At 41.7% G+C, this 15,903-nt stretch carries 15 protein-coding genes, 2 pseudogenes and 1 riboswitch; of the genes and pseudogenes, 6 read left to right on the forward strand and 11 right to left on the reverse strand.

Annotation, left to right across the window (positions count from 1 at the left end; all coding sequences use genetic code 11):
- Positions 1 to 78 precede the first annotated feature (78 nt).
- Positions 79 to 483 (reverse strand): hypothetical protein, encoded by a 405-nt coding sequence (locus SLP02_RS22890; RefSeq protein WP_319423034.1) that lies wholly within the window; start codon positions 481 to 483, stop codon positions 79 to 81.
- A gap of 550 nt (positions 484 to 1,033) precedes the next feature.
- The gene (locus SLP02_RS22895; RefSeq protein ID WP_319423035.1) at positions 1,034 to 2,476 is read right to left on the reverse strand and encodes an acyl-CoA dehydrogenase family protein; all 1,443 of its coding nucleotides are present in this window, start codon (positions 2,474 to 2,476) and stop codon (positions 1,034 to 1,036) included.
- Between the two features lie 334 nt (positions 2,477 to 2,810).
- Here SLP02_RS22895 and SLP02_RS22900 point away from each other — a divergent pair, with 334 nt between their 5' ends.
- Positions 2,811 to 3,608, forward strand: coding sequence for an MOSC domain-containing protein (locus tag SLP02_RS22900; protein WP_319423036.1), 798 nt, complete (start codon positions 2,811 to 2,813; stop codon positions 3,606 to 3,608).
- On the opposite strand, the gene SLP02_RS22905 is transcribed toward SLP02_RS22900, so the two are convergent.
- Positions 3,592 to 4,089, reverse strand: coding sequence for a hypothetical protein (locus SLP02_RS22905; RefSeq protein WP_319423037.1), 498 nt, complete (start codon positions 4,087 to 4,089; stop codon positions 3,592 to 3,594). The genes SLP02_RS22900 and SLP02_RS22905 overlap by 17 nt on opposite strands.
- 1,123 nt (positions 4,090 to 5,212) lie before the next feature.
- Here SLP02_RS22905 and SLP02_RS22910 point away from each other — a divergent pair.
- Together SLP02_RS22910 and SLP02_RS22915 are read left to right on the forward strand one after the other, a co-directional pair.
- Positions 5,213 to 6,001, forward strand: a complete 789-nt coding sequence (locus tag SLP02_RS22910) for an AzlC family ABC transporter permease (RefSeq protein ID WP_319423038.1) — start codon at positions 5,213 to 5,215, stop codon at positions 5,999 to 6,001.
- Between the two features lie 104 nt (positions 6,002 to 6,105).
- Entirely contained in the window at positions 6,106 to 6,438 is a 333-nt protein-coding gene (locus tag SLP02_RS22915; protein WP_319423039.1) for an AzlD domain-containing protein, read from the forward strand.
- A gap of 18 nt (positions 6,439 to 6,456) precedes the next feature.
- Here SLP02_RS22915 and SLP02_RS22920 read toward each other — a convergent pair whose 3' ends face one another.
- A complete protein-coding gene (locus SLP02_RS22920) occupies positions 6,457 to 7,857 on the reverse strand; it encodes a pyridoxal phosphate-dependent decarboxylase family protein (RefSeq protein WP_319423040.1) in 1,401 nt (466 codons plus the stop codon).
- 96 nt (positions 7,858 to 7,953) lie between these two features.
- On the opposite strand from SLP02_RS22920, the gene SLP02_RS22925 reads away from it, so the two are divergent.
- A complete protein-coding gene (locus tag SLP02_RS22925) occupies positions 7,954 to 8,715 on the forward strand; it encodes a FadR/GntR family transcriptional regulator (protein ID WP_319423041.1) in 762 nt (253 codons plus the stop codon).
- A gap of 9 nt (positions 8,716 to 8,724) precedes the next feature.
- On the opposite strand, the pseudogene SLP02_RS22930 reads toward SLP02_RS22925, so the two are convergent.
- From SLP02_RS22930 to SLP02_RS22955, 6 genes and pseudogenes are all read right to left on the reverse strand, one after another.
- Positions 8,725 to 9,663, reverse strand: a pseudogene (locus SLP02_RS22930) (carbon-nitrogen hydrolase family protein).
- Positions 9,664 to 9,706: 43 nt separating this feature from the next.
- Complete coding sequence (locus SLP02_RS22935) at positions 9,707 to 11,164, reverse strand: glutamine synthetase family protein (RefSeq protein ID WP_319423042.1); 1,458 nt, start codon at positions 11,162 to 11,164, stop codon at positions 9,707 to 9,709.
- Between the two features lie 231 nt (positions 11,165 to 11,395).
- Positions 11,396 to 11,908, reverse strand: coding sequence for a RidA family protein (locus tag SLP02_RS22940; protein ID WP_319423043.1), 513 nt, complete (start codon positions 11,906 to 11,908; stop codon positions 11,396 to 11,398).
- Positions 11,909 to 11,926: 18 nt separating this feature from the next.
- Entirely contained in the window at positions 11,927 to 12,676 is a 750-nt protein-coding gene (locus tag SLP02_RS22945) for a flavin monoamine oxidase family protein (RefSeq protein ID WP_319423044.1), read from the reverse strand.
- 12 nt (positions 12,677 to 12,688) lie between these two features.
- The gene (locus SLP02_RS22950) at positions 12,689 to 13,510 is read right to left on the reverse strand and encodes a flavin monoamine oxidase family protein (protein WP_319423045.1); all 822 of its coding nucleotides are present in this window, start codon (positions 13,508 to 13,510) and stop codon (positions 12,689 to 12,691) included.
- Between the two features lie 402 nt (positions 13,511 to 13,912).
- Positions 13,913 to 14,128: a helix-turn-helix transcriptional regulator gene (locus SLP02_RS22955; RefSeq protein ID WP_319423046.1), complete on the reverse strand. Its 216-nt coding sequence runs from the start codon at positions 14,126 to 14,128 to the stop codon at positions 13,913 to 13,915.
- Positions 14,129 to 14,148: 20 nt separating this feature from the next.
- Between SLP02_RS22955 and SLP02_RS22960 the strand changes: the two genes are divergently transcribed.
- Entirely contained in the window at positions 14,149 to 14,439 is a 291-nt protein-coding gene (locus tag SLP02_RS22960; RefSeq protein WP_319423047.1) for a hypothetical protein, read from the forward strand.
- A 220-nt stretch (positions 14,440 to 14,659) separates the two neighbouring features.
- Here SLP02_RS22960 and SLP02_RS26845 read toward each other — a convergent pair.
- Positions 14,660 to 15,225, reverse strand: a pseudogene (locus SLP02_RS26845) (NAD-dependent epimerase/dehydratase family protein); the annotation flags it as partial.
- On the opposite strand from SLP02_RS26845, the gene SLP02_RS22975 reads away from it, so the two are divergent.
- On the forward strand, positions 15,224 to 15,541 hold the full coding sequence (locus SLP02_RS22975; RefSeq protein ID WP_319423050.1) for a hypothetical protein: 318 nt from the start codon (positions 15,224 to 15,226) through the stop codon (positions 15,539 to 15,541). The pseudogene SLP02_RS26845 and the gene SLP02_RS22975 sit on opposite strands and share 2 nt — an antisense overlap.
- A gap of 257 nt (positions 15,542 to 15,798) precedes the next feature.
- A riboswitch (TPP riboswitch) is annotated at positions 15,799 to 15,895 on the forward strand.
- Positions 15,896 to 15,903: the final 8 nt, after the last annotated feature.

Below are 15,903 nucleotides of genomic sequence, written 5' to 3' on the forward strand. Positions count from 1 at the left end.
AGCCATTACTTTAAAAGACCTTCATTTTTGGCAGCAGGACAAATGCTATCCACCACTAAAACAGGCTTTTCATTATATTCAGCTTCTATTTGTTGCTGTACATCCAAATCCCAGGTCTAGTTCATAATCACGCTCGACATCAGCTAGGACTAAAGTTCTTAGTTTTCTGACCTGTAGCTGGAGATCGTCTGCATTTTCTGGAACAACTCGATCCCAGACATTGATAACTAGAACTTGATCGCCTTCCAAAAACCCTTCTTTTTCAATAACAAAAGATACTCTAGGATCGACCTTTTCTACTTCACCTCTGACGGTTACTTCTTCACCTGAAGTATTATTTTTATCCTCTGATATCTCTTCAATCGTTGTGTTTGCGTCTGTTTCCTGCGCTTTTAATTCTTTAGATTCGACAGTAGTAAAAATTGCAGCAGAAGCTGATAATAATACTGAACTTCTACTAATTAATAAATCAAATTTTGACATTTATTTCTTTATTCTTTATCAGCAAATATTAGCTACCTTATTAGATAATAAATAACCAATTTATAGAGTATATTCTCTTATTTCTGGATTTTATTTCTCTGCCTATTGATGGATATTATGCTGTTTCTCTAAAATAGCGAAAGACTTCGGTTGTGTTATGTTTCGGGGTTAGGGTGTTGGATATAGGTGTGATAAGAGGTATAGAGATTTTTACTAATTATAATGTATATTTTTATTTCTCTTACTTTTGAGAATTGGTATTAGTCTCATTTTTTCCAATATTTTTAACCAATATTCTAATTTTTGTTACTGTAATTGCATTAAGTTAGTTTATCCGCTAAACTAATTTGCATTTAAATTACATATATTGAGTATTTAGGGCGTGTCATCATTTGGGGGGCAAGATGCTTGACTTATGGCGATCGCTTTTTTAAATTTGAACTTTATTCTATTATTTTTAACCTTAAAGCTTTAAGCTCTGAGCTAAAGATTTAATCTTCTTGCTTATAAACATTTATTTCAAGTTTTATTTTTGGTATTCCTCAATTTTTTAGTATGCTTTTGCCCTGGAAGTTACAGCGACTTTTGGTGCTGACTCTTTTTCAGCAACTTCTGCTAGCAATTCTTCGGCTAACTGTTTTTTAGCTGCTGCATCCATTTTCTTAATCTCATTATGCAGGACTCGCTCATTTACTGATTGATTCCAGTAGTCGAGAGCTTCATAGCCATCAAACAGAGCAAACTTGCCCACAAATTGCCGTAAAACCTCATTGGTAGGACCCATAACCCAGCCAGCTTTGCCATCACGCAGATATCTTTCAATGCCTAATTCTTTTTTAAAACCCGTTCCGCCACAAGCATGAAGCATTTTATCCGTAACCTGAGCTACGTTTTTCGCTGCAATAAATTTAATCTGCCAATACCAGTGCAGATAAGCTGAACGAGGGTTAACAGAAGCATTCTGATGAAGTGTCCAATCACAGTTATCAGTCAAGTCATCCATCAGCTTTGCCATAGAGAATACAAAACTACGAGAGGCATTACTATCCATAATCGCTTCGCCAAAGTAGTCCTGAATTGTGGGATAGTCAGCCACGCGCATTCCCACATCAATATGCTTCTTCTTGGTTGTGTGACGTTTAGCAATATCGATCGCTCCCATGGCAATGCCATTCCAACAAGCCGAAGAACAAAGCAGGAAAAACGGATCGACTATTTCATCATTGGCGATCGCACCTTCTCCTATTTCACCGATCATTCTTTCTTGGGGAATTTTTACATTATCAACTAATAAAGTTCCCGACTGATTACCCCGCAAACCAAGAGCATCCCATTTTTTAGGTTCGGCTTGTACTTCGTCTGCATAAACCAAGAAACAAGATAAATCGGAGTAGTCACCATCAAAGTCGGGGCTAGTAGTTTGCACCACATACCAATCAGCAAAGCCCGCAGATGTCGTCCAGGAAGCTTTTTTCAAAACTTCCCATCCTCCAGCTACTTTTTTGGCTTTAGAAGAGAAGGGATACCAAAAGTGAGAACCAGTTTCAGGATCGGAAAAAGAAAGCGTGCCAATAAATACATCCGAGTCTAAACGCTTTAAAACCTGCTGTAGTTCCAAGTTGCGATTGGCACGAAACAAAGCCGTTGCTACTGCTGCCAAGTGCATCGTATAGCACATTGCCGTACTCGGACAACCATAGCGGGCGATCGTTTCAACCACCATTGCAGCACAAGTATGATTTTCGCCTAAACCGCCCCATTTTTTAGGTACTAAAAGCCCTAGTAAACCAAGTGATGCAAGAGCCTCAAAATTCTTACGGGGATAAATTAAAGCAGCATCGGATTCAATGGCGTTGGGACGTAAAGTAGTGGCGCAAAGCTCGATTAACTTGGTCTGTAATTCTTTTTGAGATGGAGTTAAAAGCCACTGCGGATCGAGATCGTAGCTTAAACCCCAAAACGGTTCTTTATTCCAGGTTTTGGTAGCAGACATAATATACTTTCTCTCTTAAAAGTTTTTTCGAGGCTGTATTTTGCACTTTGTTTTAATATAAAGGCGATCTAATTTGGCAAAAGTATAACTTGGCACACTTGTTATATCAAGTCCTGATAATCGCTATGAATAAAATATGCGTCCACGAAATATTAAAGCCGTGTCTAAAAAACTTGCGACTCGCTTGTTAGTCAGCTTCAGTTTTTGATAAATAGTTTTAAAAACTTCCTCTCAAGATTAGCGATCTATAGCGGGAAAGTAACACTGCTTACTATTGAACAAAGCCATTTCTACTATGCTGTGATGCAATATCTCTTGTAAATGAGGTCAGAAAATGTCCCCAATCGGTGAAATCGAAAGCATCTGGCGTTACCCAGTTAAGAGTATGAGGGGGGAAACCCTTGATGAAATCTTTGTCTCTTTCGCTGGCGTAATGGGCGATCGCCTATACGGAATTATTAACGGCGACGGTAATCGGGCTTTTCCTTGGTACACTATCCGAGACTATGAAGCACTTTTGCTATATCAGCCTCGCTATAAAAACCATAGTGCTACTCTACAACCAGAAAACTTAGCAGCAGCACAAAAAATGCCTCCAGGCATCAATTCTCTCTACCCCGATCAAAATCAGTTTAGCGTTGAAGTTGAAACTCCAGATAGTGATGTTTATAGCCTTGAGAACAATGATTTTTTAGACCATCTAAAATCTCTGACGGGTAATCAAAATCTCAGCCTGCACTTTAGCCAAAGAAGTCAGTATGATTGCCGACCATTATCTATATTTTCTGTGGAAATGCGAGATCTTTTGGTAGAAGAGCTTGGGATGAACATTGATAAACGGCAGTTTCGAGCCAATTTTTATGTCAAGTGGGATGACCAATCGATAGATGAAAATGACTTAGTTGGTCATCGCTTAAAGATTGGCGATCGCTTAGAAATCAACGTACTCGAACGCGATCCAAGATGCAAAGTAATCACCGTCAATCCAGATACAGCAGCAGTAGATTCTAAACTAATTAAGCATATTGCTCAGTCCCATGAAGGTTATGCAGGGGTGTATGGGGCTGTACTTGTCGAAGGCATGGTTAAAGCAGGCGATCGCATTGAACTTTTATCTAGATACCGTTTTTAACATATAAACCGCCACCAGAAGATGCTCCTTGATCGACTACAACAATTTTGTTGCTGTGAATGCTAGAGTTTACTACGTTCAGGTTTGCTCCTTCTACGTAAACTGCGCCACCACGTTTTGCAGTGTTGTTACCATAAAGTTGGCTATCAATAATAAATAGGTTTTCATAGCTGAAGATTGCTCCACCAGTCTCAACGGGTGAACCACCAGTTAATTTGAGGCTATTTAGAGTTACGTCGATATCTATTGCATCATTATTATCATTGATGTTGAAGATGCGATCGCGTCCAGTCTGAGTAATAACAGTACCTGCACCAGTAATATTTACTGAATCAGAGATTGTTAAAGCAGAGTTTAAAAATATGTTTCCTACTTCGATAGAAATATTGTCAAAACCTGGGTTTTCATTCGCTGCTAAGATAGCTGCACTTAAAGAACCGTTACCTGAAGCGTTCGAGTTTGTAACTGTAAAATTTTTCATAATTATTGTTGGCTTTTAATTTTTAGTAATTAATTTTTCATCAATTTGTGTAGCAAATAAGCCTTTTTATAAGAATTTTTTGCTACTTACTGCACTGTGAACCTTGATATTGCACAGACAGAAGGTTATTAAATTAAGGTAGTAATTTAGACTACTTAAATACTTTTAGGTGTTTCTACTTTGATAACACCAGCAAATTTCGATGTCTATGTTTTTGAAACGGCTTCATAGACTTTTCATTTGAAATTAAGCTTTATATAAAGCAACTATTAAATCTGAATATACCTGTGATTTAGAACAACATAACTGTTTGAGCAATACAGCGGTTTGCATATCGATATGAAACAATGATCTTCATGAATACAATCTAGTGTATTTGATAGCGATCGCGAGAGCAGAAAATTAGGCAAACAGTTCAAGGTAAGCAAAGGAATGGTATGAAATTTAATTAAACTTAAAAGAGAGAGAAATATTGGATTGCCAATTTCTGTTGCATAATACGTTCAGTTGACTGGGAAAAAAGTGTAGCATCGGCACGAGTGGAAATCGAAAACTGGCACGACCATACATATACAGATTTATTCACGCTTCTTGAACGGCGCATTCGCAAGGGGCTGTGGGCAGAAGCTGCGTCTGCCCTTTATAAGCCCCGCGCCAGCGTCCCGAAGCGCGAAAGTGTGGTCTTTGCCAGTGGAAATGCTCCCGTCTAGGGAGCTTATTCCACGCTGGCGGTGGGGGTCTCCCCCATGAACAACTTTCGTAAGAAGGGACTTTGAGGCGTTAGCCTCTGTGTCGCTACAACGGGTTACGAACCCGCAACGCGCTGCATCGCTTTTAAAAATTGAAGAACAGTGGCAAATTACTGGCAAAATCTTCGTGCAACATTGATGAAATTAAGTGGAGTTTGTATTTTAAAAATGAATAGTCTTTGACGAATGAAGTTCTAGAAGGCGATCGCACTTACATCTCCAACTTTTTCCAGAACTAATACAGCAAGTGAAAAAGATAGCTGGTAGTGATGAGTATGTTTCATTATGATGCAACTGCAAAAACGTACAAGAAATATAATTTAGGCTTCTCTAAACTTGAGTTTAGGTTAATTTCTAAATGTTGAGGAGCAAAATTGAATCAAAACCAGGTTGATCGCCATTCGCCATCAAAAGAGTTTATTTCTGGGGCAAAAGCTATTATACCTTTGGTTATTGGCGCAATTCCCTTTGGCATTATTTTCGGCACTCTGGCTCAAAGTAGTGGTTTGTCTTTTGGTGGTGCGATCGCTATGTCCGCCTTGGTTTTTGCTGGTTCGGCTCAGTTTATTGCGTTGGGGTTGTTAGCTACGGGAACACCTTTGCCGATAATTATCTTGACTACTTTTGTGGTTAATTTGCGCCATTTACTTTATTCTCTTAGCTTAGTGAGGTACGTTCAAGATTTATTGCCGATTTGGAAAATCATCCTCGGTTTCTGGCTTACTGATGAAGTATTTGCTGTAGTAATTAATCGTTATGCTGAAGGCGATTGCGAAGCTAGAGCGGGTGGAAACGCTTCTGTTCAAGAAGCTTGTTCCACACCCGCTAGTAGGCATCGCTCTAGGCACAAGCACTGGTATTACTTTGGTGCAGCTATATTTATGTACACCAACTGGCAGATTTGCACTCTGCTTGGTTTAACTATCGGTCATCTTATCCCAGATGCTACCAGTTGGGGTTTGGATTTTGCCATGTCGGTTACTTTCATTGGTATGGTTATGCCATATATCCGAAATAAACCAATTGCGATCGCCGTTGTTGTCTCAGGAATTACAGCTTTACTGACTCAGAATTTTCCCTATCAGTCAGGTTTAATGGTGGCAGCTACAGCAGGAATCATGGCTGGTATGGTTGCTAAAAAGATGGGCATTGCATCAGTATAGGATGGTTGAGTTTGACGGGGAGACTGGGAGATTTGGAGACTGGGGGAAAGATCGATCTTTATTTGTTCTAGCTTAATCCATAACGAAACAAAGCTAAAAAATTTATGTCTAAACAAGAATTTTATTTAATTGGGGCGATGGCGGTGGTTACGTTCCTGATTCGCTATCCTTTCTTAGCTTTTAGCAATCGAATCAAACTTCCCGCTCAACTAATTGACGCACTGGAGTTTCTTCCTCCTGCTATTCTTACGGCAATTATAGTTCCTGCGGTATTAATGCCAACGGGAGATAAAATTTTATTGAGTTATACTAACGCTAAACTAGTCGGCGCGATCGCAGCTATCCTCATTAGCTGGCGTACTAAAAATCTTCTCGCTACTATTATTGGCGGAATGCTAACGTTTTTAATTTGGCAATGGTTATTGAGTGTTGCCTGAATAAATCAAATTCGATAATTATGGTTCTGTAACACTGTCTCTAGCGGCGACAAAAGCCCGAACAGAACGGGTAATATCCTCCTCCGTCGTCGCCCACGAGCAAACGCTAACCCGAATGGCAGCTTTGTCGTCCCATTTTGTCCCACCTACCCAACATTCGCCAGATTTTTGAATATGGTGCATAGTCAGATTGGTCACTTCGTTGGTATCGCAAGCAACCAGCACCTGATTAAAAACAACATCATTTAAAATATGAAAGCCTTCTGCACTGAGTTCGCGACTCATTTGAACAGCTTTTTGATGAAGACCAAACACTAATTGATCGACACCCGTTTTACCCAGGTATTTCAAGCTCGCCCAAAGTTCTATGACCCGCGCGCGCCTAGACATCTCAAGCGTGTAGAGCATCCCGTCGCGATTTTCATTATAGGCAAGGTATGAGCCAGAAGCCTGTAGGGCATGACTCAAAGCATCTTGATCGCTGCACATTACAATACCGCTATCATAAGGCGTATTAAGGGTTTTATGACCGTCAACAGACCAAGAATTTGCCTTTTCTATTCCTTTTGTCAGGTGGCGGAGTTTCTTTGAGCTAGCTGCCCAAAGACCAAAAGCTCCATCAATATGAACCCAAGCATTTGCATTAATAGCGCGATCGCAAATTTCATCTATAGGGTCGAACGCGCCAGAATTTACGTGTCCTGTTTGTAGAGTAACAATAGTGCTTTTGTCTAGTTTAGGAACCTGAGATAGAACAATTTTACCTTGGCTATCAGTGTCTACCCATTCCACGTTGTCTGTGCCAAAGCCTAACAGTGCAACCGCTTTAGCGACCGTTGCATGAGCTTGGCGACCAGCGACTATTCTAATTTTGGGCGCATTATTTAGTCCTTGCTTGTTAATGTCCCAGTGGTTGTTTTGCAAGACTCGATATCGAGCCGCCGCTAAACCACAGAAGGTTGCTAAGGAAGATCCACTAACAAAACCAGCTACGGTCTGATTGGGCAAGCCCAGTAATTCTCTCAACCACGACTCAACAACTTCCTCAAGCTTTGAAGCAATGGGGGACATGACATAGAGTGCTGAATTTTGATCCCAAAAATCAGCCAGCCAGCGAACAGCCAGAGCCACTGGTAAAACCCCTCCGCAGACAAATCCAAAGTAACGTCCACCTATTTGTGAGGTCGTCGCAGGCGATCCATATTTGTGTAGCTGCTTTAAAATCTCAACGGTTTCTCCGACACTATTAGGTAAGTCTTCAGTGAAGTTCTCTAAGTTTGCGATCGACTCATCTGTGGGAAAAACCGTTCGCTCACAGGCGTTGTCTGCGTATTCAAAAGCATAGTTTTGGGCTTGGTTAAATATCTCTTTGCGTTCCATCTCTTGGAACATTTTTTTTTGAAAGGTATCAGTCATCATACTTTATCTTTATTTAAAACTATTCAATCAGGCTCATTTTATAAAGCAAACGCCATATACTAACAAGTGTTAGGTTCAAAACCGAAGTTTAGCTATATGGTAAACAATCTCGAGAACATTATCCTTTCGGCTAGCCAGCCTCTAAACTCTGCTGAAGCTCTTCTCAGAGGTTTAAAGCCGACCAGCAATATGTTTGAAGTCACAGTAGAGCGTTTAGGATCTACCATTAAGTTAGGACTTTATGAACCAGGCGATCGCTTACCCACTGAGCGTAGAATTGCCGAAATCATGAGGGTCAGCCGTGCGACTATTCGCGAGGCCATTCGGTTGCTGACAGAACAGGGCGTTCTGGTCGTCAAAAGAGGACGTTCGGGCGGTACATTTGTCTCAAAAGACTTAGCTTCTTCTAAAGTTCTGAGCATGAGACGTCGGATACAGGATACAGGCTTTTCTCTTTCTGAAGTTCTAGATCATCGCTTAGTTATTGAACTCGGAACTATTGAGTTAGCGGCTCAGAGGGCTAAACCTGCTCATATTGGCGAGATGCAAGGCTTGATCGATAAAATGAAGCAGGCGAGTAATGACTACAGTGCATATCGTCAGTTAGATGCTCAGTTCCATCTGGCGATCGCCAGAGCGACACAAACGAATAGACTCCCTATTGTAATGGCCGATATCCAGGCTGAATCATCAGATTTGCTATCTAGCGTTCCTCCCAGTAACAAGGCTCTTTTTAATTCAACTGACCAGCATCAAGATATGCTCAATTCAATCAAGGATGGCGATTCAGAGCTAGCTAGAGCCATCATGACAGAACACATCTTAGCCACAAAAAGCTACCTAATTGGGCTGCTTTAGCTTATCAAATCAGTCTTTAAACGATAGTGCTTCAAGACGCTGGCGATTTACCGTAAGCTCGAATACATCGGGTCTATTGTAATGCCCAGTTGGGTCGAAGTTGGTTCGTTCTTGTCTAACTATGTTGAGATCGATATCTGCGGTCAGTAGTTGTTCTTTGTGAAGCACGGGCGCGATAACATATTCTCCTGTCGGTGATATAACTGACGATCCACCATTGAATATAGTCGTGACTCCACGCTCGTGCAGAACATCTAACACAGGAAAGTCGGCGGGAATATCTTCAATTGAAAGAAGCCCATGAACGGCTATAGACCAGACCCGACCTTCCAGCGCAATCATCCGAGCGATGTCTGCCGAAATAGATGCATTTCCTGGCCATACGCTGACATGAACGTCTTCACCACCGCCATACATGGCAAAGCGCGCCAGCGGCATCCAGTTTTCCCAGCAGTTCAGTCCTCCAACTTTAGCACCGCAGATGTTATGCACTTTAAGTCCATTGCCATCACCTATCCCCCACACCAACCGCTCGTCCCATGTTGGCATGAGCTTGCGATGTGTACTGACGATACCTTTTTGAGGATCGATTGCAACTAGCGTACAGTACACGGTGCCTCTCGTCGCGCCTGCGCCTCTTTCTGTTATGCCTAAATAAACAAAAAGACCAAAATCTCTAGCTGCTTCTTCAATCAGTTGAAGCTCTGACCCTTTCGCCTCGATCGCCGCGTCCAGGTAATAGGCGTAGGCTTGCTTTTGCGAGATTTCGTTGAATTGAACCGCGTCTGTGCGTCAGATCCAAAAGGGATAGCCCGATAGAAAAGTTTCTGGAAACGCAACTAAATCAACGCTTTGCCCAGAGGCTTCCTTCATCAGTTGCAAAACCTTTTGGGTGGTTTTGACTTTGTTTAGCCAGATCGGTCTAGCCTGTGCGATCGCAATCTTCATGAAACCACCATTGAACAACCAGGATAATTTTACTTGTCAACCATCAATACATTTCAAAATACTCTTTTTGTTCCCAATCTGTAACAGTCGATAGAAAACGCCCCAGCTCATGCTCCTTAAGCTTTATGAAGTAATCCACAAAGATATCTCCAAGCTCTTCACGGAATAGATCGTCTGCTTTAAAAGCTGCGATCGCTGCCATCAGATTAGAAGGCAGCTTCTCTTTATCCGAGGTATAAGCGGCTTGAACAGGCGAAGCAGGATCGAGCTGATTGCGGATACCCTCTCGACCACTGATTATTTGAGAAACTAAGTATAAATATGGGTTGGCGGTGGGTTCTCTCACTCTATTTTCAATCCGAGAACTCGGCTCTTTTGGAGCTGCAATCACCCGTAGCATAGAGCCTCTATTTTCAATTCCCCAGCAGATGTTGTTGGGTGCAAAAGAGTCTGGACGATATCGCTTGTAGCCGTTGACTGTTGGCGTAGTCAGCAGCGAAGCTCCAGCAGCGTGCTTAAGCAATCCACCCATGTAGTTCATTCCAACGGGAGATAAAATACTAGAATCGTCTTCAGCAGTAAAGACATTCGTTTGACTGCTGGTTGACGTGACCGATTGATGCAGGTGCCATCCACTCGGAAAGAGATTGGGAATCCCTGGAATAGCCATAAAGGTTGCATGATAGCCATGCCGACGACAGATTTGCTTGACGGCACTGCGAAATAACAGCACCGTATCTGCGGCTTCGAGCGCTGACATCGGGTCAAACGTAAATTCGCACTGACCAGGCCCCCACTCATCTTCAACTGTTGCCAACGGTAAACCCAGCTCGAGAATGCTATCTTCTAAAAGGCGTAAAACATCGTCAACTTCGTCGCTGTGGTTGTCAGTTAGGTATTGGTAACCGTGGCTAAGAATCTTTACTTTGGGGGGTTCGGGTGGGTAGCCACAGTGTTCTGGCTCTAGCATAGGATCTTCAAGGCGAGTCACGTAAAACTCCATTTCCAGCCCTGCTACCAGTTCGTATCCATCCTGACGAAACGCTTCTACTTTGTCTTTTAAGAGCCTGCGGGTAGAGAAGGGTACGGGTTGCCCATTACTCAAATAGGCATCACTCAAAATCCAGCCCGTATCTTTAGCCCAAGGAAGAATTCGGAAAGTATTGGGGTCGGGAATGAGTATACCGTCTGGTAATCCTGTCATCTCAGGCACACCCAGGCTATCGACTGCAAAGGGAGAAACAATTGGATGATTAGTTGTATCAAATAGGGCAGTAACCATTTGAAAGTCTTTACCCTCTTTAAGCGTGCGGACAAACTCTGGAACAAAGATTGTCTTACTTCGCACAATACCGTGCTGATCTCCCCATCCCACGCGGATTCGGCGGATTCCTTTTTCTTCTATCATCGCCAGCACTTCCTGCGCTTTATCGATTTGTTGAGGTGTCCAAAGATTGTGACGTTTAATGAATGGAGACTTGATCGGATAAGTAGTAGCCATATAGTGCCTATTCAATCAGTATGCGTTTATTTAAAAGGTATGATTTCATACCTTTTAAATTATATTATCTATAAATTCAGTTCTGTAGCTAGCAACACAAATAGTTTTCAGAACAAGAGACTTTTGGGCGCTAGCTCTATTAAAAGTAGAGCTAGCGAGGATATTGTTGGCAAACGTTTTTTGTATGGCAGTGATTGTTGACCGTGCTTTAGAACGTTTTTAATCCCAACATCAAGACTTTACAGCCACTACTTCGATTTCTACCAACCAGCCTGGGTTGACTAAACCAGCAACCTGCATTGCCGATCTCGCTGGTAAATTTGGCTGTGTTTTTGTCCCAAAAAATTGCGTATAACCTTCCATAAATCCACCAAAATCCATTTGTCCCTCATTATCAGGATCGCCAACAATAAACGCCTGCATTTTTACCACATCACCCATAGTTAAATTGAGAGATTCGAGAATGCTTTGAATTTCTTTTAAAACATTAACGGTTTGAGTTTTCGTATTTCCGTAAGCTGCAATTGAGTCTGGTTTGGCACTCTCATCAACTACGGACGGAACTTGACCGCTTACATATATTAAAGTGGTTTCAGGTGGTACTTCCACTGATTGAGCGATGGGGAAATCTGAATCAGGAATGGGATTTCTGATTACTTGGGCGGAAGTAACCTTAAGACTGCCAATAAACAATCCTATTACTAGAATGAAAATTAAAGCTGCTTTTTGCCAAAATCGAAACATTTATTTTTTCCTTAGATGTTACGCTTGAGTCGCTTTTACTTTTTCGGTAATCTTGGCGATCGCTTGATATGCCGAAAACACTGCACCTTCTTGCCAACCCGTTAAATAGCTCAAATGTTCTCCAGCTAGGTAAATCGATCCTGACACCTCATTAAGTGTACGATAAGCGCGATCGCGATCTTCTTCTGACCATTCTGCCCAACCACCTAGACTGTAGGGCATTTTTTCCCAAGCGATAGTTACACCCATTGCAGGCTCGATAAACTCTCTGTAATTGGGGTGAATTTTTGAGCCATTAGCGATCTCTTTAGCAATGCGCTGGGCTGGCATCATTTTCCCCCAAGGATTACCAATCGGATTATCCCAGATATATGCACCGACTATAACACCTGTTTCCTGATGAAATCCGCTTGAAGGATACCAAATTTGAGTGATATCTTGATCTGTCCAGGAAATTCCGCCATAAATGTGGTCTTGTTGTTCCCAAAAGCGTTGGTTAGCTTGAAAACCGACTTTAACTGCATTGGTGTAATTCGTTCCTTTGGCGATCGCCTGCTTTATTTGTGGTGACAAGTTGGTATCGATCTTGTTTAAGACAGGTAAGGGAAAGGTGCAGATGGCATAATCTGCGGTCAACTCCTGTTGTCCATCCTGGTCTTGATAGACAATGCTGACTCCATTTCCAGTTTGGCGCATCTGCTTAACTACGGCGTTGTATTGAATGCGATCGCCCACTTTATTTTCAAACGCTTTAGCAATTCGATCCATACCGCCGACAGGTTAGAGCATTGTCGCTGCTTGATTGTAGCCTTCGGCGAAATTTAATTTGTATTCCCAAAAATCTGACTTGAGTAGCTCAGAAAAATCTAGTGGTTTGTAAAGCTTTCCTGAGGTTAACCCAGCCCCTGGTGGTGAAATGTATCCAGCAGAATCCGTTCCTTTGTAGCGATAGTCTTCACCGAGACTACCATAGCTACTGACAAACTCTAACAATCGTTCTCGATCTTCAGCCTGTATCTCTGTATCTAGAGCTTTTTGGTTAATTGCCTTTGCCAACAACTCCGCCATATATCCTCGACTGTCATTGACGACACGCCGATTGAGAATAGCTTGACCGCCAAAAGCCCGATCGTCCTGAAAATAAGCTGCTCTGTTTTCATTGATCCGTACCTGTAAGGGTACGCCAAATTCCCGACAATAACCTAAAATTTCTCGATGGTGGTAAGGAATTCGGGCAGGGCCAGGATTAAAATACAAATGTTCTTCAGAATCGAAAGGACAGGTTTGTTTGCTTTCTAGTTCTGCAATTTCTGTCCCAGCACGGATCGTCCAGCATCTACCACCAGCGCGATCGCGTGCTTCGAGAATTGTACAATTATATCCAGCTTTTCCTAACTCATAAGCAGCAGTCATTCCCGCAATTCCTGCCCCTAAAATTGCCACTTTGACCCCTTCTCCTGCTTCAGCAGTTAATTTGGGCTTAGTGATTGCTTGTGCTGGCGAATGGAGCAAATTCAAAGCTTTCATGGTGCTGTATACTGCTGCTACACCTCCTGCTCTTCCAACCAATTTCAACAGTTTGCGTCGTGTAAATTGACTCACAAAAAACTCCTTTGCACTTTAGCTTTATTGGTTCAATCAACAAGGTCTTTGCGAAATTTTCCCTAGATATGAAATTAGCTTTTATATCAAAAGTAGGATGTATTATTGGCTACTTTAACTTGCATCAGAGATCTGATGTTTCCTTTTCTTAAGTGTTCTGCGGTGGATAAGGCTTGGCAAAGGTGTCGGTTGGTTAAATCGCTACCGTCGTTTGAGCAAAGATTATGAAATGTATGTAGAGAACAGCGAAGCGATGATTTATGGCTCTCTAATTTGCTTGATGATTCCGTCGAATTGCTATTTAATATTTACTTTAGGAATTAGCTCTTAGTTCGCTTCTTGTTGGGTCATATTTTTTAATCTCGCCTTCAAACCATCATCTGAAGTAGCTAAAAATTGAGGCTAGTTTGTCTTGAATGATATTGACATTTGACGATAATAACCAGGCGTAATCCCGAACATTCTCTTAAAATGGCTCTGATCTGACATCCCTACCGCGATCGCTGTATCGGCAATCGACATTCCTTGACTCAGAAATTGCTTGGCTTTTCGCATCCGAATTTGGTTTAAATAAGTGTAAGGTGGCATCCCTACTGCTTGACGAAAGACGCGAATCAAATAACAACGATAGTGTTAAATTGAAAACACTCAAAAGAGGTAGACCCAAAAAAAGAGTTAAAGTTTTAGCAGCAGACAAAGGCTATGATTCAAAAGGACAGCGGGCTGCTCTTTTGAAAAATCGAGGCAGACCAATCAAAGTATCTGTTCCCAGATTTCAACAAGAGAGATGTTTTGCTTGGTATCAACGCAAATATCGCCGTCTCGTTATTCGATGGGAACGCCAAAAAACTAATTTTGATGCTTTTTTGTCTTTGGCTACCGTTCACATCTGGATTAATAAAATGTGGCGTTGCACAGTTGTGGGATGATTTAACAAAACCAAAGATTAATTACTCCCCAGTCTCCTAGTCTCCTAGTCCCCAAGTCCCTAGGTCATCCCATTATGATGCAACACCTAAAATGTTATTAGTGGGATAGGTTCATGTATGCGTTAAAACGGTTACTTAATTGCTTCTGATAGAATAGTGTAATGATCGTCTAGCTTGGTTATACATACCTCTTCTCCTATCTCGTGTAGTCTTTCATTAGTCAGGTGGTGCTTAAAATAATTTCTAAGTTGTTGTATTTAGGCTGCCAACCTAGGACTTGACAAAGGCGATCGCCACTGGAAATGACACAGGCAGGATCTCCTGCTCGTCTAGGAGACTCAACTACAGGGAAGTCTATCTCCGTAATTTTTTGGAGCTTGTTAAGTACTTTCCTAACGCTACAACCTTGACCATAGCCACAGTTAAGTATTTCGCTTTCTCCACCGTTGGCTAGATAGCCCAACGCCTTTATATGGGCTGCCGCTAAATCTTCGACGTGGATATAATCGCGGATTCCTGTACCATCAGGAGTATCAAAATCTGTACCAAATAACCCACCGCAGGAATGTTACCCAAAGCTGCATCACAGGCAACTCTCATTAAGTGGCTGGCTTTAGGAGAAGATTGACCAATTCTACCCACCAGATCTGCACCAGCTACATTGAAGTAGCGTAGAATCACATATTTAAAATCAGAACTAAATCCATAGTCACGAATCATGCGTTCGCTCATTAATTTTGACCAACCACAAAGATTAATAGGGTTGGTAGGACAAGCTTCACTTATGAACCAAAGATTCAGTGACTACCTAACAAATTTAATAATTAAACAAGGAATAGGATTTATAGCAATATTAACAATAGTTTTGGCATTTACCCTACTGCTGCGATGGGAACATCCTTTATTAGAACCAGGTGTAATCTTTATCCTACTGGGTTTGGGTTATTGTTTTGATGCCGACCAGCAGCGAAAAACTACTGTTTTCAAAGTTAGTCTTGTCCGTAGCATTTTTTTAATCGGAATGTCTACTCCACCGCTATTAATTTTAATGGCGATCGCACCTACGATTATTATCGCTCTGCTTCAGGACGAGCTAGTTTAGAGTTTGAAGCGTTACAAATGTGCCAAGCAGATCGCCAAAACCACCCAAAGAGCGAAGTTTATTTTGAAAATAATGAGCTGAGGATATATTGTTTTCCAGCAGTCTAAGTACTGCAAAATACGCACGCGGACGACTCTTTTTTATAGGTCATCTCGTCATTCTGTCAATGCGTAAGTCAGACAAACAATAGTTTGGATAAAGAAATAATTAATTTATCAGGGTCTAGAGCAATTATAACCAGAAAAAATGATATATTCTCAAATAGCTAGGGGTGCCTAATAAGGTAAGGCTGAGATATACCCTAAGAACCTGAGACTGGTTAGCACCAGCGGAGGGAAGCTGTTTATTAAGGAAAAAAAAAT

The sequence above is a fragment of the Pleurocapsa sp. FMAR1 genome (assembly GCF_963665995.1).
Classification (GTDB): domain Bacteria; phylum Cyanobacteriota; class Cyanobacteriia; order Cyanobacteriales; family Xenococcaceae; genus Waterburya.